Here is a 19,264-nt window from a genome sequence, read left to right on the forward strand (position 1 = left end):
GCGGACGGGAGGCGCGGTGCGGGCCCGCACCGCGCCTCCCGTCCGCCACGTGACCCGGAACGGGGCCACCGGCGCGACACCGGGACGCGCTACGGTTCGCGCATGACGGCTTCACCGACGGCGGCCGCGCCGCAGCGCACCGACCGCCGCGCCCTCGTGTCCTGGGCCCTCTGGGACTGGGGGTCCGCAGCCTTCAACGCCGTCGTGACGACCTTCGTGTTCAGCACGTACCTGGCGAGCCGGGCGTTCGTCGACCCGGGCCTGGTCGCCGACACGTCCGCCGCCGGCGGGGCGCTCGTCGAACGGGAGCTCGCCCACAACGCGGCCGTCGTCTCGACCGCCCTCACGATCGCCGGCATCGTCGTCGCGCTCGTCGCCCCGGCGGTCGGGCGGCTCGCGGACTCCTCCGGACACCGACGTCGCTCCGTCCTCATCGCCACGATCGGCGTGGCGCTCTCGATCGGTGGCATGGTCTTCGTCGCGCCGAGCCAGCCGTACCTGCTGCTCGGCGCAGCCCTCCTCGGCATCGGGACGGTCGCGTACGAGATCGCGAGCGTCGGCTACAACGCCATGCTCGGGCAGGTCGCCACCGGCACGCAGACCGGCCGCGTCTCGGCGATCGGCTGGGCCGCCGGCTACTTCGGCGGCATCGTGCTGCTCGTGGTGCTCCTCGTGCTCTGCATCCAGGACTTCGGCGGCGACGACGTCGCGGGGCTCCTGCGGCTGCCGGCGACCGTGGCGTCGGGGCAGTGGGACGTCCGCGTCGCGATCGGGATCGCCGCCGTGTGGCTCGCGGTCAGCTCGATCCCGCTGTTCGTCACCGTGCCCGAGGCCGCGCCGGACCCGTCCGTGCGGCGGGGCGGCGTCTTCGGGGCGTACCGGGACCTCGGACGGGACGTCGCGCGGCTCTGGCGGGAGCGCCGTGAGGTCCTGGCGTTCCTGCTCGCGAGCGCGGTGTTCCGCGACGGCGTCGGCGCGGTGTTCACGTTCGGCGGGATCGTCGCCGCGCAGGTCTTCGGGTTCAGCGCGTCGCAGGTCATCCTGTTCGCGATCGCCGCGAACGTCGTCGCGGGGATCGCCACGTTCGTGTCCGGGCGGCTCGACGACCGGTTCGGGTCCCGCGCGATCATCACCGTGTCGCTCGTCGGGCTCGCCGTGTGCGGGATCGGCGTCTTCGCGGTGGGCACGGTCACGGCGGGCTTCTGGGTGCTCGGGCTGACGCTGGCGGTGTTCGTGGGGCCGGTGCAGTCGTCCTCGCGGGCGTACCTGGCGCGGTTGGCCACACCCGGACGCGAGGGCGAGCTCTTCGGCCTCTACGCCACCACCGGGCGGGCGGCGTCGTTCCTGGCGCCGGCGTTGTTCGGGATCGCGGTGACGGTCGGCGGGTCGACGCGGTACGGGATCCTCGGGGTCGTGGTGGTGCTCGTCGCGGGGCTGGTGCTCATGGCGTTCGTGCGGCGGGAGACGCGCGGGTAGGGGCGGCCTGGGCTTGGGGCTTGCCTGGGCTTGCTTCTTCGCCGGGTGGGACCGGGCGTACCTGGTGGGATCGGGCGTACCCGGCGATCCGTTCCGACCTGGTACGCCCGTTCCTGCATCCCATCGCGCACGTTCTGGGAAGGAACGTCCGGCGTCTGCAGGGAACGTGCGCCAGGATGGTGGCATGACCGACCAGCGGATCGCCGTCGTCGTCCTCGCCGCCGGGCAGGGCACGCGCATGAAGTCCTCCACCCCGAAGGTCCTGCACCGCCTCGCGGGCCTGCCGCTCATCGCCCACGTGCTCCGCACGGCGTCGTCCCTCGAGCCCGAGCACGTCGCCGTCGTCGTGCGGCACGAGCGGGACCGCGTCGCGGCCGAGGTCGTCGAGCGTGCACCGGACGCGATCGTGGTCGACCAGGACGACGTCCCCGGGACCGGGCGCGCGGTCGAGGTCGCCGTCCAGGCGCTGCCCGCTGACTTCGACGGCGCCGTCGTGGTGCTCTCCGGTGACGTCCCGCTGCTCGACGCCGAGTCGCTCCGACGCCTCGTGGACGCGCACGTGGGCGCCGCCAACGCCGCCACCCTGGTCAGCGCGATCGCCCCGGACCCCACCGGTCTCGGCCGCGTCGTCCGCGATGCCGCGGGCGTCTTCGTGGGCGTGGTGGAGCACAAGGACGCGACCGACGAGCAGCGCGCCATCACCGAGGCGAACGCCGGCATCTACGCGTTCGACGTCGCCCACCTCCGGGCCGTCCTGCCGTCCCTGACCACGGCCAACGTGCAGGGCGAGAAGTACATCACCGATGCGCCGGCCCTCATCGCGGGCCGCGGCGGGATCGTCGACGTCGTCACCCTGACCGACCCGTGGCTCGTCGCCGGCATCAACGACCGCGCGCAGCTGTCCGACGCCGCCCGCGTGCTCAACGAGCGCATCGTGCGCCGCCACCAGCTCGCCGGCGTCACGGTGCAGGACCCGGCGACCACCTGGATCGACCTCGACGTGTCGATCGAGCCCGACGCCGAGATCCTCCCGGGCACCCAGCTCGTCGGTGCCACCGCGATCGCCGCGGGTGCGGTGGTCGGCCCGGACACCACGCTCCGCGACACCGAGGTCGGGGCGGGCGCCACCGTGAACCGGGTGGACGCGACGCTCGCGGTCATCGGGGACGGCGCCTCGGTCGGGCCGTTCGCGTACCTCCGACCGGGCACGATCCTGGGCGACCACGGCAAGATCGGCACCTTCGTCGAGACGAAGAACGCGACGATCGGCCGGGGCAGCAAGGTCCCGCACCTGTCCTACATCGGCGACGCGGAGGTGGGCGAGGACTCGAACATCGGCGCGAACACCATCACCGCGAACTACGACGGTGTGCACAAGCACCGGACCGAGGTCGGCTCGAACGTCCGGACCGGCTCGCACAACGTCTTCGTCGCCCCGGTTAGGATTGGTGACGGGGCGTACACCGGCGCGGGTACGACCGTCCGCAAGGACGTACCGGCCGGTTCGCTGGCCATCAGCTACGCCCCACAGCGCAACACCGACGGCTGGGTCGAGGAACACCGACCCGGTACGCCGGCGGCCGAGGCGGCTCGGCGCGCGAACGGCGAATAACACACGGCGACCACCCGTCGTCGGCATCGACCCCTCGCGGGTCAGGGAGTGAGCACCGCACTTGTCCGGAATCAAAACGACCGGCCAGAAACGACTCGTCCTCGTCTCGGGGCGGGCACACCCGGCGCTCTCAGCCGAGATCGCAGAAGAACTCGGGGTCGACCTCGTCCCGACCGATGCCCGGACCTTCGCGAACGGGGAGCTCTACACCCGCTTCGACGAGTCGGTCCGCGGCTGTGACGCCTTCGTCATCCAGTCGCACACCGCGCCGATCAACGAGTGGCTCATGGAGCAGCTCATCATCGTCGACGCCCTCAAGCGCGCGTCGGCCAAGCGCATCACCGTGGTCGCGCCGTTCTACCCGTACGCCCGACAGGACAAGAAGGGCCGTGGGCGCGAGCCGATCTCGGCCCGTCTCGTCGCCGACCTGTTCAAGGCAGCCGGCGCCCACCGCATCATGAGCGTCGACCTGCACGCCGCGCAGATCCAGGGGTTCTTCGACGGCCCCGTCGACCACCTGTTCGCGATGCCGGTCCTCCTGCAGCGGTTCCAGGAGATCCTCGACCCGTCGACGCTGACGGTCGTCTCGCCGGACATGGGCCGCGTGCGCGTCGCCGACATCTGGTCCGAGAAGCTCGGCGCCCCGCTCGCCATCATCCACAAGCGTCGTGACCCCCTCGTGCCGAACCAGGTGTCGGTGCACGAGATCGTCGGTGACGTCTCCGGCCGGGTGTGCCTGCTCGTCGACGACCTCATCGACACCGGCCGTACGATCGCCAAGGCCGCCGAAGCGCTCAAGGCCGCCGGTGCGACGGGCGTCGTCGTCGCCGCGACCCACGCGGTGTTCTCCGACCCGGCGACCGAGCTCCTGCAGAGCGAGTTCATCGACCGCGTCGTCGTCACCGACACCCTGCCCCTGCCGGAAGAGAAGCGCTGGGACCGGCTCGAGGTCCTGCCGATCGCCCCGCTCATCGCCCGTGCCATTCACGAGGTCTTCGACGACGGTTCGGTGACCTCGATGTTCGACGGTGCTGCTTGACCGGAGCCGCGCGTGACGCGCTCGCGGCCCGGCTCCGGGCCGCGGGCAGCGTCTTCGCCGAGGACGAAGCGGACCTGCTGCTCGACGCCGGCGACGGTGACGCCGTCCGCCTCCGCGCCCTGGTCCAGCGACGCCTCGACGGGGAGCCGCTCGAGTACGTCCTCGGCTGGGCGGCGTTCGACGGGCACCGCCTCCGCGTGACCCCGGGCGTGTTCGTCCCCCGTGCGCGCACCGCGGTCGTCGTCGAGCACGCAGCGCGACGGCTGCAGCGCTACGACCGGGTGGTCGACCTCTGCTGCGGCGCCGGCGCGGTCTCGGTCGCGCTGCTCGCGCGGGTCGGCGCGCTGGACCTCGTCGCCACGGACATCGATCCCGACGCGGTCGAGGTCGCGGCCGAGAACATCGGCGACCGGGGCATCGTCGTGACGGGGGACCTCTTCGCGCCGCTCCCGGAGCGCTTCCGCGGCATGGTCGACGTGATCGCGGTGAACGCCCCGTACGTGCCGACGGCCTCGATCGCCACCATGCCGTCCGAAGCCCGCGAGCACGAACACCGCGTCGCGCTCGACGGCGGTCCGGACGGGCTCGACCTGCACCGACGCATCGCCGCGGGAGCGGGGGAGTGGCTCCGCCCGGGTGGCTCGGTCGTCATCGAGGTGTCGGTGGCGCAGGCGTCCGACTCGGCGGCCGCGTTCGGCGCAGCGGGGTTCGCGACGTCGATCGAGACCGACGACGAGGTCGACGGCACCTGCGTCGTGGCGACGCTCCCCGCCTGACGACCCGCTCGGTCAGGCCGCGCGCACCTCGACCGTGTGCCAGCCCGTCGCGCCGTTCGGCGCCGGCGGTCGCTCGACGCTCGTCTGCACCTCGCCGTCCGCACTCACCGCGCGCACCTCGATCCGGTGCGACCCCTTCGTCGGCGTCCACCGGTAGACCCACTGGCGCCACGTGTCGGCCGACACCGAGTCGGCCAGGGTCGCCTCCTCCCACGCGCCACCGCCGATCCGGACCTGCACGGCCTTCACCCCGGTGTGCGGCTGCCACGCGACCCCCGCCACGGCGACCGTGGACCCCGCGTCGACCGTCGAACCAGCACGCGGGGTGTCGATCCGCGACTCGAGCTTGACGGGCCCGCGCTCCGACCAGCCCCGCGGCGTCCAGTACCCCTGGGCGTCCGAGAACCGGGTGACCTCGAGCTCCGTGACCCACTTCGTCGCGGACACGTACCCGTACAGTCCCGGGACCACCATGCGCACCGGGAATCCGTGCTCCGGGGGCAGCGGCTCACCGTTCATCCCCACCGCCAGGAGCGCAGCGGTCCCCTCGTCCTGCAGGACGTCGAGGGGCGTTCCCGCGGTGAACCCGTCCACGCTGCGGGACAGCACCATGTCCGCGCCCGCGTGCACCCCGGCACGCTCGAGGAGGTGCCGGATCGGGTAGCCGAGCCACAGCGCGGTGCCGATGAGGTCGCCGCCGACCTCGTTCGACACGCAGCTCAGGGTGGCGTGGTGCTCCTCGAGCGGCAGGGCGAGGAGCTCGTCCCAGCTCAGCTCGACCTCGTGGTCGACCGCTCCGTGGATCCGGAGTCGCCAGTCCGCGGTGTCGACCGACGGGACGCGCAGCGCGGTGTCGATCCGGTAGAAGTCCGCGTTCGGTGTGACGTACGGCGAGATCCCCGCCACGTCGAGCGAGGCACCTGCGGGGACGGTCGGCGCCGGAGTCGCGGGGGCGGGCAGCTTGATGGCCCGGCGTGCGGCAGCGGCGGCCTGCACGGCCGAGGTGCCCAGCCTGGAGGCGGTGCCCACCACGACCGCGACGGCCGCCGCCGTGACGCCCCAGACCAGGAACGCGCGGCGCTCGGTCGACGCGGGTCGCGTCGCCGCCGACGGGACGGCCGCGGCGGACTCCCACCGCCGGAGCCGTCCGATGAGGACCCGGAGCACCACGATGGCAGCCGCCACACCGAGGACCGAGGGGGCGCCGTCCAGGGTCCCGCTGCCCGACCGGGTCGTCACCGCCAGCAGCGACAGCACGCCACCGACGGCGAAGACGAGCGCGCCGAACGGCGGGCGGGCCCGCTCGAGGACGCCCGCACCGGCGCTGATCGCCGCGACGAGCACCGCCATGAGCACGAAGAGCGCCAGCTTGTCGCCGGTCCCGAAGAGCGCGACCATGAGGTTCTTCGCACCACGCGGGGCGAGGTCGATGACCGCGGACCCGACCGCGACCAGCGGACTCCCGGCACCACCGAGGACGAGGGCGCCGAGTTCCGCGACGGCGAGGAACGCTGCGGCGGCGACGATGCCGGCCGCTGCCGCCGACGCCGCCGGTCGTCGGACGGTACGGGGCGCGGTCTCGAGGTCGGTCGTCACGGCCCGAGCGTAGGTCGCCGGTGCCGCGCGTGGGCTGACAGTCCTGCACCCCGACAGCGGTCGACGGGCCGGTCGTGCGAGGATCGGAGGGTGTTGAGGCGTTCCGACGGTGTCCCGCGACCCGGTCGCGCCCGCGGACGGCAGCGCTCCCCGATGTCCTCCGCCCGCCGGCTGATGACCCTGCGCTGGATCATCGTCGGGGTCTGGGCGGCCCTGCTCACCGTCCGGATCATCGTCGTGGCCCTGACGCCGGACGCCGACCTGACGGTCTTCGGCATCGCCGAGGTGGTCGCGATCTCGCTCGGCGTCCTGGTGATCGGCGTGGCGGTCGTCCGGGGGCACTCGCTCCGGCGCCGGTACGAGGACGAGGCGCTCGCACTCGCCATCCGTCGCATCGACCCGACGGTGTGGCTGGTCCCGGCGGCCCCGACCCCCGAGCTGCGGTCGTCCGTCGAGGCCGTCCGGCCCGAGGTCTCGCTCGGACACCGCGTGACCTGGGCCTTCGGGGCGACCGAGGCGTCGCTGTGGGAACTCGAGGAACGTCGGGCGACCCGGCTGCTCGTGATCCGGTGGAGCCGCATGGTGCACGTCGGACTCGAGGACGTGCAGGGGGACGGCCGGTCGTGGGCGATCGCGCTGCACTACGTCCGGCCGGACGACACCACGGCGGTGGCGACGTTCTTCGTCCGGGCGGCGCCGGGGTCACGCCGGATGCTCGGCCGGGGCCCGCGGCTCGACCGGCTCGTCGCGGACCTCGCGCGGGAGCGCATCGTCGCGTAGCGGCCAGCGGCCAGCGGCCAGCGGCAAGCGGCAAGCGGCCAGCGGCCGCACCAACCTGCGAGCTCCGGCACCCCGGGCAAGGCGGAAGGCCCCGCCGATCGGCGAGGCCTTCCTGTGGTGCGGTTGTGGCCGCGGTCTAGTGGGTCGACGGTTCCTGTTCGACTTCGCGTCGGTCGTCGTCGGACCAGAGGGTGTGGAAGGTGCCGTCCTTGTCGATGCGCTGGTAGGTGTGCGCGCCGAAGAAGTCCCGCTGTCCCTGGATGAGCGCGGCCGGCAGCCGGTCGGAGGCGAGGGAGTCGAAGTACGACAGCGCGGACGAGAACCCGGGTGCGGGGATCCCCGACGCGGCCGCGATCCCGACGATCCGGCGCCAGGCGGCTTCGCCCTCGGCGACGGCGCCCGCGAAGTACGGGTCGACCAGCAACGACTCGAGCGACGGGTTCTTGTCGTACGCCTCGACGATGCGGTTGAGGAACTGGGCGCGGATGATGCACCCACCGCGCCAGATCTTGGCGATGTTGCCGAGGTTGATGTCCCAGCCGTACTCCTTGGCCCCGGCGATGATGAGGTCGAAGCCCTGCGCGTACGCGACGACCTTCGACGCGTACAGCGCCGCACGGACGTCGTCGGCGAACGTGTCCGGCACCTCGGCGATGGACGGCCGCGACTGCACGGACTGCTGGACGGCCGCGCGCTGCGTCGGCTTGGACGACACCGCTCGGGCGAACACCGCCTCGCCGATGCCGGACACCGGGATCCCGAGCCCGACCGCGTTCTGCACCGTCCACACCCCGGTGCCCTTCGATCCGGCTTCGTCGCGGATGACGTCCACGAGCGGCTTGCCGGTGTCGGCGTCCTTCTGCTTGAGGATCTCCCCGGTGATCTCGATCAGGTACGACTCGAGGTCGCCCTTGTTCCACTCGTCGAACACCCCGACGAGCTCCTCGACGCTCAGCCCGCCGGCGCGGCGGAGCAGGTCGTAGGACTCGGCGATGAGCTGCATGTCGGCGTACTCGATGCCGTTGTGGACCATCTTCACGAAGTGCCCGGCGCCGTCGGTGCCGATGTGCGTCACACACGGTTCACCCTCGGCGACCGCGGCGATCGACTTCAGGATCGGGCCGAGGGTCTCCCACGCCTCCTTCGACCCGCCGGGCATGATCGACGGCCCCTTCAGGGCACCCTCTTCACCGCCGGAGATGCCGGTGCCGACGAAGTTCAGGCCCTGCTCGCGAAGGTCGTGTTCGCGGCGGATGGTGTCGTGGAAGTTCGCGTTGCCGCCGTCGACGATGATGTCGCCTTCCTCGAACCGGTCGGCGAGCTGCGAGATCACCGCGTCGGTGCCCTTCCCGGCCTGCACCATGATGATCGCGGTCCGCGGCTTCGACAGCGACGCGACGAAGTCGTCGATGGACTCCGATGCGATGAACCCCGCGTCGCCGTGCTCGTTGAGGAGCTCCTCGGTCCGGGCGTAGGTGCGGTTGTACACCGCGACCGTGTTGCCTTCACGCGATGCGAGGTTCCGTGCGAGGTTCGATCCCATGACGGCGAGGCCGACCACACCGATGTTCGCCTGTCCGTTGTTGTCTGCCACGAAGGTCTCCTTTGTCCTGACGTCTCCGGCCCAACCTACGGTCGCTCGCTCGGAACCGCACGGGTGTTACGGCAACTGGGGATGACTGTTCACCGCACCAATACTGTGGAGGGATGACCGAGAGTGCCGTCCCCCCGCCCGTGCTCGTGATGGGGGTCTCGGGCTCCGGCAAGTCCACGATCGGCCGCACCCTCGCCGACGCGTTCGTCGCGCGGGGCGGAGCGTGCGTGTTCGTCGACGCCGACGACCTGCACCCCGCCGTCAACAAGGAGAAGATGCGGCAGGGCATCCCGCTCACCGACGAGGACCGCTGGCCGTGGCTCGTCGCGTGCGCGGACCGCATCGCCGAGGTCGAGGCGTCAGGGAGCCGCTGCGTGATGGCCAACTCGGCCCTCAAGCGCGTCTACCGCGACCGGCTCCGGGAGCGTGCGCCCGGTCTCGTCATCGCCTTCCTGGACGGTTCTCGCGAGCTGATCGCCGAGCGGCAGTCGCACCGGCACCACGAGTACATGCCGACGTCCTTGCTCGACTCGCAGTTCGCGACGCTCGAGCGCCCGCAGCCGGACGAGGCCGCCGTCGCCGTGTCGATCGAGGGGTCGGTCGACGACACGGTGGCGACGATCCTCGCCGCGCTGTCGGTCACTTCCGGCTGAGCTCGGACAGCCGCGAGCGGTACTCCTCGGCGTCGATGTCGCCGCGGGCGAACCGGTCGGCGAGCACCGAGCGGGCGTCGGACCGTGCGCGCCAACCACCGCGACGGAGCACGCCGAACACGACGAACACGACGAGGAAGGCGAAGAAGAAGAACGCCGGGAAGACGAAGAACGGGAACCCGCCGCCGTGCCAGTACGGTGCGGTCGCTGCGATGGTGGTGAACATGGTGGTCTCCTGTGGTCGGTTCCGGTGCCGCGATCGCGACCCTCACAGCGTCCGGCCTGGAGGCGCGGCGCGCGTCCGCCCCGCGTCCCCACTTCCGCCTGCTCCCGCGGTCGTACGCGACGTCCTCCTCCACAGGCGACTACTCCCGGGGGAGTAGTCCACAGGTCGTGCTCCGGTCCGATGCCGCAGGGGGAGCGCGACCCTAGGCTCGGTCCATGGCCATCCCGTCCGTCACCGCACCGGCGCCCCGCGACGCCCGCTGGTCCGGACGACGTCGGTTCGCCCGGGTCGGACGCGTGCTGCCGGTGGCCGTCGTGCAGATCGTGGGGACCCTCTTCGCGTCGCGGTTCGCGGCGGGTGGGTCCGGCGGCCCGCCCTGGGCGCGTTCGGCGGCCGGTGTGCACGTCGACGCGGTGCACCTCGGCCCGCTCGCGATCGCGTTGCTCGTCGCGGGCGTCGTCGTCCTCCCGTGGCGCTGGCGCTGGCCGCGGGTGGTGCTGCTCGTCACGCTCGCCAGCACGGTCGGGTTCGCACTCGTGGTCAGTCCGCGGGGTCCGTTCGTCGCCGCCCTGACGATGGCGCTCGCGAACGCCTGGCTCCGCGGGCACCGCTCCTGGGCGGTCGCCGCGGCGGCCGTCTCGGTCGCGCTGCTGCCGACGGCGGACACCCTGCTCGGGCGTTCGCCGGTGCTCGACCTCAGCGCCGTGCTCCTCGCGGTCGCGTGGGTGACCGTGACCATCGCCGTGTCGGAGCTCGTGCGGGTCCGGCTCGAACGCGTCGCCGAACGTCGTCGGCAGCGTGCCGAAGCCGAGCAGCGCCGTGCGGCGGACGAACGCGTGCGCATCGCCCGCGAACTCCACGACTCCGTCGCCCACAGCATGTCGCTCATCAACCTGCAGGCCGGGGTCGCGCTCCACCTCGGGTCCGAGCTCCCGGCGCAGACGCGGGAGTCGCTGGCGAACATCCGCGACTCCAGCCGCGACGCCCTCGTCGAGCTCCGCACGATCCTCGGCGTGCTCCGGAGCGTGGACGGCACGGGCGACGGCGGCGGACCCGAACGGAACCCCGTCGCCGGCCTCGACCGGATCCCGGACCTCGTCGAGCGCGCTCGAGCCGCCGGGGTCGACGTCATCGCGACCGTGGACGGCGACCTGAGCACCGTCCACGGCGTGACCGACCGCAACGCGTTCCGCATCGTGCAGGAATCGGTGACGAACGTGATGAAGCACGCCCCCGGTCACCACACCGAAGTGACGGTGTCGATCGGCCCGGACGTCGTCGACCTCGTCGTCGAGGACCGTCCGTCCGTCCCGCGGCTCGCGGGGGAGTCGGCGGCACCACTCGGACCGTCCGGCAACGGGATCATCGGGATGCGCGAGCGCGCCAACGCCGTCGACGGGACCTTCACCGCCGGCCCCACCCCGGACGGCGGATGGCGGGTGGCCGCGCGGCTCCCGATCATCGGCACCGAACCCGAGCCCGAGCCCGAGCCCGAGCCCGAGCCCGAGCCCGAGCCCGCGACCGGCACAGGCGCCGGCGCCGAGACGGAGGACGACCGATGATCCCCGATCCGATCCGTGTGCTTCTCGTCGACGACCAGGTGCTCGTCCGCGCGGGTCTCCGAGCGCTCGTGGACGCCGAACCGGGCATGACGGTCGTCGGTGAGGCGGGCGACGGCGACGCCGCAGTGGACGCCGCACGCCGGGACCGGCCCGACGTCGTCCTCATGGACATCCGGATGCCCGGCACCGACGGCCTCGCGGCGACCCAGCGGATCTCGGCGGACCCCGACCTCGCGGGAGTGCACGTCGTCATCCTCACCACCTTCGAGGAAGACGACTACGTGTTCGAAGCGATCCGGGCCGGCGCAGCCGGCTTCCTCGTGAAGGACACCGAGCCGGCGGAACTCCTCCGAGCGGTGCGCACGGTCGTCGCGGGGGAGTCGCTGTTGTCGCCCGGGGCCACCCGCTCCCTGGTCGAGGCGTACGCCACCCACGCGAAGCCGTCATCCCTGGCTCCCGAGCTCGGCGTCCTGACCGACCGCGAACGTCAGGTGATGCAACTCGTCGCCGTCGGGATGACCAACACCGAGATCGCGGAGCACCTCTTCGTCAGTCCGATGACCACGAAGACCCACGTCTCCCGCGCGATGATCAAGCTCGGCGCCCGGGACCGCGCGCAGCTCGTCGTCTTCGCCTACGAGACCGGCCTCGTCACCCCCGGCTGGCGCCCGTGACCCTCGAGCACCTGACGAGTGGTACCACGACCGACACCATCGACCGCGTCCTCGACCGCGACCTGCCACGCTTCGCCGAAGCACTGGAGCGACTCGGACGGTGATCCACCTCACGACCGACGAAGCACTGCACATCGCGCGCCGGACCTTCGTCGTCCTCGAGGGCAACGGGCGGCGGCTCACCGCGACCAACGACCAGGCGGACGAGTTCATCGTCGCGATCGCCGAGGGGCGGCTCGACTCGGTCCCCGACATCTCCGACGCGCCGAGCAGACTGGTCACGACCGCGGAGTGACGCTCGACGGTGACGGTCGGCCGTGGCAACACCCGGCAACGCCTGGCAACGACCGCAGCGCCCGGCCGGACCGAGTTGCATGGACCCATGTCGTTCACCGGGTTTGGCGTCGTCGCCGATGCAGGACTGACTGAGACCGCCCGACGTGCCGGCGCCGACCACGTCGAGCCCACGATCGCCGGCGACCTGGTCGCGCGGGACGAGCCGGGCGGCACCGGATGGGTGCTCGCCGAGCCGTACCGTGGCGAGCGCTTCCCGTCCTTCGCTGTCCTCGTACCAGGCGACCTCGCGCTGCTGACCGCGGATCCCGGCACGGTCAGCGAGTACTTCACGAGTGTCATGCCGATCGTGTCGTCGGTCGCCGAGCCCGGCGCGACGATCGTGTTCGGCTCCGGCACGGCGCGCAATGCTCCCGAGGGGATGTCCACCGCGGAGGCGCACGAGCGCCTCGCCGACGTCGTCCGCACCGCCCGCGACACGGCGACGGCGAGCGGACTCCGCATCGTGCTGGAACCCCTCAGCCGATCGGAGACGAACCTCCTCAACTCCGTCGAGGAGACCGTGGCGTTCCTCGATGCGGCGGGCATCGGGGGAGGCGGCGTCGTCGCGGACCTCTTCCACATCCGGAACGAGGGCGAGTCGTTCGAGGTCCTCCGGGCGCACGGCGGCCGCATCGGGCACGTGCACGTCAGCGATCCGGACCGGCGGCCTCCCGGGACGGTCGACGACGTCTGGCGGACCTTCCTCGAGGCGGTCCACGACGGCGGCTACCGCGGCGCGGTGTCGCTGGAGTGCCGCTGGTCGCCCGACCCCGACGAGGCCGAGCGGGAGATCCGCCGGTCGCTCGACCTCCTCCGCTCGGTCCCGCTCAGAGCTTGAAGGTCGCTCGCGGGATGTCGGACACGATGCGCCGCGCGGTCTGCACGGCGTCCTCCTCGGAGATCTGGTGCGTGACCACGAGCGACGCCAGGTACGCAGCGTCCGCCCGCCGGGCCATGTCGTGCCGCGCGGGGATGGAGCAGTACGCCCGGGTGTCGTCGATGAACCCGGAGGTCTTCGTGAACGACGCCGAGTCGGTGATCGCCGCCCGGTACCGCCCGATCGCGGCGGGGGTGTCGATGAACCACCACGGCGCGCCGGCGTACACGGCGGGGTAGAACCCGGCGAGCGGACCGATCTCGCGCGAGAACACCGTCTCGTCGACGGTGAACAGCACGAGGTGGAAGCCGGGAGCGGTCCCGAACGACTCGAGCAACGGCCGGAGCGGCACGGTGAACGACCCGACGGCGGGCAGGTCGTGGCCGGTGTCCGGGCCGAAGCGTTCGAGCGTCGGCGTGTGGTGGTTCCGGAGGACCCCCGGGTGCAGCTGCATGACGAGGCCGTCCTCGACGCTCATCTCGGCCCAGCGGTAGAGCATGTCGTGCCGGTACGCGGTGGCATCGGCCGCGGAGACCGACGCGGGGTCGCGGAGTGCCGCCGCGTGGATCCGTTCGCGGGACGTCTCCGACAACGGCGTCGATCCCGCGTCGAGCACCCCGGTGTCGGTCGCGGTCGCGCCGTGCTCGATGAAGTACTGGCGACGTGCGCGGAGTGCCGCCAGGAGGCCCTGGTGGGTCCCCGTGTCGATCCCGGCGGCCTCACCGATCGACGCGACCACGTGCCTCCAGTCCGACCGGGACGGGTCGAACACGGCGTCCGCGCGGAAGGTGGGGAGCACCCGACCGGTGAACGTCGGGTCGGCGGCGAGCCGCGCGTGCGCGGCGAGGTCGGCGGTGGGCGCGTCGGTGGTCGCGAGGACCTCGATCCCGAAGGCGTCGAACAGGGCGCGCGGGCGGAAGGCCGGCGACGCGAGCCGGTCGGCGATGTGGTCGTACTGCTCGTCCGCGTTCGCGGCCGACGGGGCGGAGTCGAGCCCGAACACGTCGTGCAGCTCCGTCTCGAACCAGGAGCGGACGGGGGTGCCGAGGAAGTCGTTCCAGTGCTCCGCGAGCTGCCGCCAGATGGCCCTGCCAGGCGGGGTCGGCTCAGCGGCATCGCGCCAGCGATGCGCCGACCCCGCCGGGCGAGCCTGCGAGCCCGGTCGCGTTCCGGACAGGTCGACGCGACCCAGCGCCTCCAGTCCGACACCGTTCGCGTGCAGGAGCCGCAGGACGTAGTGGTCCGGCGTGATGAGCAGCGCGGCGGGGTCCTCGAACGGCTGGTCGTCCGCGATCAGGGCCGCGTCGACGTGTCCGTGGGGGGAGATGATCGGCGCGTCCTTGACGGCGTCGTGGACCGTGCGGGCGACCGCGCGCGCTCCCGGATCGGCGGGGAAGAGCCGGTCGGGGTGCGGGGCGAGCGGGGTGGCGGTGCTGGTTCGGGTCATCGTCGACTCCTTCAGGACGGACGGACGGATCAGGACGGACGCGGCGCGGGGCCGGTGGACTCGCGGACGGTGAGGTGCGTGGGCAACGCGACCGCGCCGGTGGTGTGCTCGCCCGGCAGTTCATCGGCGGGCAGCGCTCCCAGCCGGCCGAGCAGCATGCGGATCGCGACCCGTCCGGCCCGCTCGATGGGCGAGGTCATCGTGGTGAGCGGCGGGTTGCAGAAGTCCGCGCCGAAGATGTCGTCGCAGCCGACGATGGACATGTCCTCGGGGACCCGCACGCCGCGTTCGCGGAGTCGACCGAGCATGCCGATTGCGATGAGGTCGTTGAACGCGATGCACGCGGTGGCGCCGGCGTGCACGGCGGCGTCCGCGGCCGCGGCACCGGAGTCGACGAAGGGCGCGTGCGGCCCGATCCGCGCGACCCGGATGCCGAGTCGCTTGGCGACGCGGACGAGCGCACGCCAGCGGCGTTCGTTCGACCACGAGCTGTCCGGGCCGGCGACGTAGAGGACGTCCCGGTGCCCGAGGGACACCAGGTGCTGCACGGCCTGCTCGACCCCGCCCGGGGTGTCGATGAGCACGGAGGGCACACCGGGCGGCCGGCGGTTCACGACCACGAGCGGCGTGCGCTCGGCGAACCGGGCGATCTGCGCGTCGGAGAGGCGCGACGCCGTGAGGACGGCCCCGTCGGCCTTGCCGGCGATCGCGCTGAGGGCGGCGGTCTCGGCCTCGGCGGACTCCTCGGTGTCCACGAGCAGCTGGGTCCACCCGGCGCCGGCCAGCTGGTGCTGCGTGCCGCGGATGACGTCGAAGTAGAAGGGGTTCGTGATGTCCGACACGAGGACGGCGACCGCGCGGGTCCGGCCGGAGGTGAGCGCCCGGGCCTGCGAGTTCGCGACGTAGCCGAGCTCCCGGGCGGCCCGCTGGATCCGCTGTTGCGTGGCGTGGTTGACCCGGTCGGGGAGCGAGAGCGCACGCGACACGGTCGACGCGGCGACCCCGGTCGCGTCGGCGATGTCCCGGATGGTCACCCGCCGGGTGGTGTCGGGTTCCGTGCCGCTGCTGCTCACGATGCCGACCGTAAGCGGATCTGGCAACAAGTGGCAACCGGTTGCCGGTTGTTGCCAGCCGAGGAACAGTGGTGGCCACGCCGGGGGCAGCACCTCCCGGCACCCGGGCCGCAGCGTCGCTCCCGGGTGGAGGTCTCGAGGAGGAAACCCCCGCATGAGCACAGGAAGACTCAGGACACGCACCCTGGTCGGTGCCGTGGCCGTGGTCGCCCTCACCGCGCTGTCCCTCCAGGGATGCGCCGTGGTGAACGGCAGCGGTGACGACCCGAACACCCTCCGCGTCATGATGGGCGCGGACACCACCTACCCGAAGGAACGCAAGCAGTGGCAGCAGGACGTCGCTGCGGAGTTCGAACGCACCACCGGCGCGAAGGTCCAGTGGGAGACGTACTCCTCCGCCCAGGAGGAGCTGACCGCCATCCAGACGAGCGTCATCTCCGGGCAGGGCCCCGACGTGTACGCCATCGGCAGCACCTTCACCCCGACGGCGTACGCCACCGGCGCCTTCGTCGAGATGGACGCGAAGGACTGGAAAGCGGTCGGCGGCAAGGACCAGTTCGACCCGGCGTCGTTCGGGATCTCGGGGCCGAGCGCCGCGAAGCAGATCGGCATCCCGTTCGCCAGCCGGCCGTTCGTGATGGCCGTCAACAAGGACCTGCTCGCCCAGGCCGGGATCGAGAAGCCGCCCACGACGTGGGACGAGCTCACCGCGGACGCGAAGGCCACCACCACCGGTGACCACCACGGTCTCGCGGTCGCGTACGCCGACGGTTTCGACCCGTGGAAGTTCGTCTGGGGCATGGCGCAGAACGCCGGCAACACGATCGTGTCGGGGAACGGCAAGGCCGAGATCGACACGAAGGCCGTCCAGGACGCCTACCGCACCTACTTCGACTGGGTGACGAAGGACGGCGTCGTCGACAAGGCCGCGATCGGGTGGAACAACGCCCAGGCCCTCGCGCAGTTCACCGAGGGCAAGGCCGCCTTCTTCCCGATGACGACCACCACCGCGATCAACTCGTTCGAGAACACGAAGGTCGACGGCAAGTACGAGTTCGCCCTGCTGCCGACCGTGCCACCGGGGGCGACGGAGCGTCCGGCCGACGGCATCGAGGCCGCGAGCATCCTCTCCGGCGACAACTGGGTCGTCGCCGACTACGGCACGAAGCAGGCCCTGTCGTTCGACTTCATCAAGCAGCTCAGCACGCCGAAGGCGCAGCTCGAGTACTACCGGCTCTTCGGCAACCTGCCCACGAACGCCGACGCGGCCGCACAGCTCGCGGCCGACAACCCGCAGCTCGCCCCGATCATCCAGGCCGGCAAGCTCTCGAAGCCCACGGCGTTCACCGGGGCCTGGTCGGACATCCAGCTCTCGCTCGTGAACGTCGTCGTGCAGTCCATCCCGTCGCTCAAGAGCGGCGAGGTCACGGACGACCAGCTCCGGAAACGACTCCAGGCCGCGCAGAAGGACGCCCAGTCCACGCTCGACCGTCAGAAGAACGGAGGCCTGTGATGACCAGCACGCAGACCCGACCCCGGACCGAGCACGCCGAACGGCCCGTCCGGCCGCACGGCACGACCCCGCTGTACAAGAAGGAGCGTCCGCTCTGGATGCTCCTGCCCGGCGGCGTCCTCATGCTCGCCGTCATCGTCGTGCCGCTCCTGGTGGGCGTGTTCATCGCGATGCTCGACCTCGACCAGTACACGCTCCGCCAGTGGTTCAGCGCCCCGTTCGTCGGGTTCGCCAACTTCGCCGAGGCGTTCACGGACTCGCCGCTCCTGCACTCGATCTGGATCTCGGTGTCGCTGTCGGTGCTCGTCACCGCGGTCACCGTGCCGATCGGGGTCGCCGCGGCCATCTCGACGCAGAACCGGTTCCCCGGGCGCGGGCTCGTCCGGTCGATCTACCTCATCCCGTACGTGCTCCCGGCGTTCGTCGTCGGCACGTTCTTCCGGACCATGCTGCAGCCGCAGGGCGTCGTGAACTCGATCCTGCACACCGACGTCCTCTGGCTGAACGGGTCGGCGTCGTACTGGGCGCTCGCCGGCGTGATGGTGTGGACGAGCTGGCCGTTCGTGTACCTGCTCTCGCTCGCCGGGCTGCAGGCCGTGGACAACGAGGTGCACGAGGCCGCCGCGCTCGACGGGGTGACCTGGTGGGCGAAGCTGCGCTACATCATCTTCCCGTACCTCCGCGGCCCGCTCTCGCTCGCGATCATCATCTCGATCCTGCACAACATCAACAACTTCACGCTCCCGTTCGTGCTGTTCGGCATCCCGCTGCCGTCGAGCGTCGAGGTGATGCCCGTCCTGACCTACATCGCGAGCTTCCAGTCGTTCCGCTTCGGGCTCTCCGCGGCGATGGCGATCTGCTCGCTCGTGATCGTCGCCATCCCGCTGTTCGTCTACCTGCGGGCCGTCAAGCTCGACACCGGCGACGACGCCGGACCCACCCGGAAGCAGCGGCGCGCCGACCGCGCGACCCTGGCCGGTGCCACCGCCCCGACCGCCGCCGACCTCGACGGAGCACGCGCATGACCACCTTCGGGACCACCCGCACCCGCCCGACCGCGACGCTCACGGAGAGCATCACCGCGCCCGGCCCCCGCCGCGGCAAGCGGCCGTACGACACCGACGTCACCCGGCTCCTGCCGCGCTGGCTGCTGGTCGTCGTCATCGCCGTGATCATCGCGTTCATCGCCGTCCCGGTGCTCTACATCCTGTTCGGGTCGGTGAACTCCGACGTCGCCGTCGCCCGCGGCGAGTACTTCCCCTCGGAGTTCACGCTGGCGAACTACGTCGACATCTGGTCGACCGTCGCGCTCGGCCAGGGACTCGTGAACTCGATCCTCACCGCCGGCGCGGTCGCGGTCGCCAGTGCAGCGCTCGCCGTGTCCACCGCGTACGTCCTCGTCCGGTTCCGGTTCCTCGGCCGCCTGACGATCCTCCGCGGGCTCCTCGCGCTGCAGTCGATCCCGGGCACGCTCCTCCTGCTGCCCGTGTTCGTGGTGTTCTCGAACGTCGCGAGCGCGACCGGCGTGCAGATCATCGGCACCCGCTGGGGCCTGTTCGTCACCTACCTGACGTTCGCCCTGCCGTTCTCGACGTGGGTGATGGTCACGTACCTCCGCGGGCTGCCGAAGGAACTCGAGGAAGCCGCCCGCATCGACGGTGCCTCCTCGACGAAGATCCTCACGAAGATCGTCCTGCCGCTGTCGTGGCCCGGCATCGTCGTGTCCGCGATCTTCGCCTTCCTGCTCGGCTGGAACGACGTGCTCTTCTCGACGATCATGACGACCCCCAACACGCGCACCGTCGCCGTGGTCCTCCAGGTGCTCGGGACCACGCAGGAGGGCGGGGCCGTCCCCATCTACGGGCAGATGATGGCCGCGTCGATCGTGTGCGCCGTGCCGGTCGTCGCCCTCTACCTCATCTTCCAGCGCTACCTGGTCGGCGGTCTCACCGCCGGCTCTGTGAAGTGACGAAGTTGTCCACAGACAGCCTGGAGGCGCGGTGCCAGCCCGCCCCGCGCCTCCAGGCTGG

At 71.8% G+C, this 19,264-nt stretch carries 18 protein-coding genes; 13 read left to right on the forward strand and 5 right to left on the reverse strand.

The annotated features are described in order from the left end of the window. The first annotated feature begins 102 nt into the window (after positions 1 to 102). The 4 genes from FS825_RS02415 to FS825_RS02430 all read left to right on the forward strand — a co-directional run bounded on the left by FS825_RS02415 (position 103) and on the right by FS825_RS02430 (position 4,903). On the forward strand, positions 103 to 1,476 hold the full coding sequence (locus FS825_RS02415) for an MFS transporter (protein ID WP_144710507.1): 1,374 nt from the start codon (positions 103 to 105) through the stop codon (positions 1,474 to 1,476). A 184-nt stretch (positions 1,477 to 1,660) separates the two neighbouring features. Next, positions 1,661 to 3,088, forward strand: a complete 1,428-nt coding sequence (glmU, locus tag FS825_RS02420; protein WP_144710509.1) for a bifunctional UDP-N-acetylglucosamine diphosphorylase/glucosamine-1-phosphate N-acetyltransferase GlmU — start codon at positions 1,661 to 1,663, stop codon at positions 3,086 to 3,088. Positions 3,089 to 3,149: 61 nt separating this feature from the next. Next, complete coding sequence (locus FS825_RS02425) at positions 3,150 to 4,127, forward strand: ribose-phosphate diphosphokinase (protein ID WP_144710511.1); 978 nt, start codon at positions 3,150 to 3,152, stop codon at positions 4,125 to 4,127. Further along, on the forward strand, positions 4,124 to 4,903 hold the full coding sequence (locus FS825_RS02430; RefSeq protein ID WP_144710513.1) for a putative protein N(5)-glutamine methyltransferase: 780 nt from the start codon (positions 4,124 to 4,126) through the stop codon (positions 4,901 to 4,903). Before FS825_RS02425 ends, FS825_RS02430 begins: the two co-directional genes overlap by 4 nt. A 12-nt stretch (positions 4,904 to 4,915) precedes the next feature. On the opposite strand, the gene FS825_RS02435 is transcribed toward FS825_RS02430, so the two are convergent. Then, on the reverse strand, positions 4,916 to 6,499 hold the full coding sequence (locus tag FS825_RS02435; protein WP_144710514.1) for a molybdopterin-dependent oxidoreductase: 1,584 nt from the start codon (positions 6,497 to 6,499) through the stop codon (positions 4,916 to 4,918). 153 nt (positions 6,500 to 6,652) lie between these two features. On the opposite strand from FS825_RS02435, the gene FS825_RS02440 reads away from it, so the two are divergent. After that, complete coding sequence (locus tag FS825_RS02440; RefSeq protein WP_144710516.1) at positions 6,653 to 7,279, forward strand: hypothetical protein; 627 nt, start codon at positions 6,653 to 6,655, stop codon at positions 7,277 to 7,279. Positions 7,280 to 7,415: 136 nt separating this feature from the next. Here FS825_RS02440 and gndA read toward each other — a convergent pair whose 3' ends face one another. Then, positions 7,416 to 8,873 carry an NADP-dependent phosphogluconate dehydrogenase gene (gene gndA / locus FS825_RS02445; RefSeq protein ID WP_144710519.1) on the reverse strand — a complete coding sequence of 486 codons (1,458 nt, stop codon included), beginning with the start codon at positions 8,871 to 8,873 and terminating at the stop codon, positions 7,416 to 7,418. A gap of 113 nt (positions 8,874 to 8,986) precedes the next feature. Between gndA and FS825_RS02450 the strand changes: the two genes are divergently transcribed. Then, entirely contained in the window at positions 8,987 to 9,526 is a 540-nt protein-coding gene (locus FS825_RS02450; RefSeq protein WP_144710521.1) for a gluconokinase, read from the forward strand. Here the strand turns inward: FS825_RS02450 and FS825_RS02455 are convergent. Next, positions 9,513 to 9,752 carry an SHOCT domain-containing protein gene (locus tag FS825_RS02455; protein WP_144710523.1) on the reverse strand — a complete coding sequence of 80 codons (240 nt, stop codon included), beginning with the start codon at positions 9,750 to 9,752 and terminating at the stop codon, positions 9,513 to 9,515. The genes FS825_RS02450 and FS825_RS02455 overlap by 14 nt on opposite strands. 215 nt (positions 9,753 to 9,967) lie before the next feature. On the opposite strand from FS825_RS02455, the gene FS825_RS02460 reads away from it, so the two are divergent. The 4 genes from FS825_RS02460 (at position 9,968) to FS825_RS02475 (ending at position 13,162) form a co-directional block, all read left to right on the forward strand. Further along, entirely contained in the window at positions 9,968 to 11,314 is a 1,347-nt protein-coding gene (locus FS825_RS02460; protein WP_144710525.1) for a sensor histidine kinase, read from the forward strand. Next, positions 11,311 to 11,988 (forward strand): response regulator transcription factor, encoded by a 678-nt coding sequence (locus tag FS825_RS02465; RefSeq protein WP_144710527.1) that lies wholly within the window; start codon positions 11,311 to 11,313, stop codon positions 11,986 to 11,988. The genes FS825_RS02460 and FS825_RS02465 overlap by 4 nt, the downstream gene beginning before the upstream one ends. A gap of 100 nt (positions 11,989 to 12,088) precedes the next feature. Beyond that, entirely contained in the window at positions 12,089 to 12,283 is a 195-nt protein-coding gene (locus FS825_RS02470) for a hypothetical protein (RefSeq protein ID WP_144710529.1), read from the forward strand. An 87-nt stretch (positions 12,284 to 12,370) separates the two neighbouring features. Further along, entirely contained in the window at positions 12,371 to 13,162 is a 792-nt protein-coding gene (locus FS825_RS02475; protein WP_144710531.1) for a sugar phosphate isomerase/epimerase family protein, read from the forward strand. On the opposite strand, the gene uxaC is transcribed toward FS825_RS02475, so the two are convergent. Then, a complete protein-coding gene (gene uxaC / locus FS825_RS02480) occupies positions 13,152 to 14,648 on the reverse strand; it encodes a glucuronate isomerase (RefSeq protein ID WP_144710533.1) in 1,497 nt (498 codons plus the stop codon). The genes FS825_RS02475 and uxaC overlap by 11 nt on opposite strands. 29 nt (positions 14,649 to 14,677) lie before the next feature. After that, positions 14,678 to 15,721 carry a LacI family DNA-binding transcriptional regulator gene (locus FS825_RS02485; protein WP_186377035.1) on the reverse strand — a complete coding sequence of 348 codons (1,044 nt, stop codon included), beginning with the start codon at positions 15,719 to 15,721 and terminating at the stop codon, positions 14,678 to 14,680. Positions 15,722 to 15,875: 154 nt separating this feature from the next. On the opposite strand from FS825_RS02485, the gene FS825_RS02490 reads away from it, so the two are divergent. The 3 genes from FS825_RS02490 to FS825_RS02500 are packed head-to-tail and all read left to right on the forward strand — an operon-like array spanning position 15,876 to position 19,203. Next, on the forward strand, positions 15,876 to 17,234 hold the full coding sequence (locus FS825_RS02490; RefSeq protein ID WP_144710536.1) for an ABC transporter substrate-binding protein: 1,359 nt from the start codon (positions 15,876 to 15,878) through the stop codon (positions 17,232 to 17,234). After that, a complete protein-coding gene (locus tag FS825_RS02495; RefSeq protein ID WP_144710538.1) occupies positions 17,234 to 18,259 on the forward strand; it encodes a carbohydrate ABC transporter permease in 1,026 nt (341 codons plus the stop codon). Before FS825_RS02490 ends, FS825_RS02495 begins: the two co-directional genes overlap by 1 nt. Next, complete coding sequence (locus FS825_RS02500; protein ID WP_144710540.1) at positions 18,256 to 19,203, forward strand: carbohydrate ABC transporter permease; 948 nt, start codon at positions 18,256 to 18,258, stop codon at positions 19,201 to 19,203. Before FS825_RS02495 ends, FS825_RS02500 begins: the two co-directional genes overlap by 4 nt. Positions 19,204 to 19,264: the final 61 nt, after the last annotated feature.

The sequence above is a fragment of the Curtobacterium pusillum genome (assembly GCF_007680845.1).
Lineage (GTDB): Bacteria > Actinomycetota > Actinomycetes > Actinomycetales > Microbacteriaceae > Curtobacterium > Curtobacterium pusillum_B.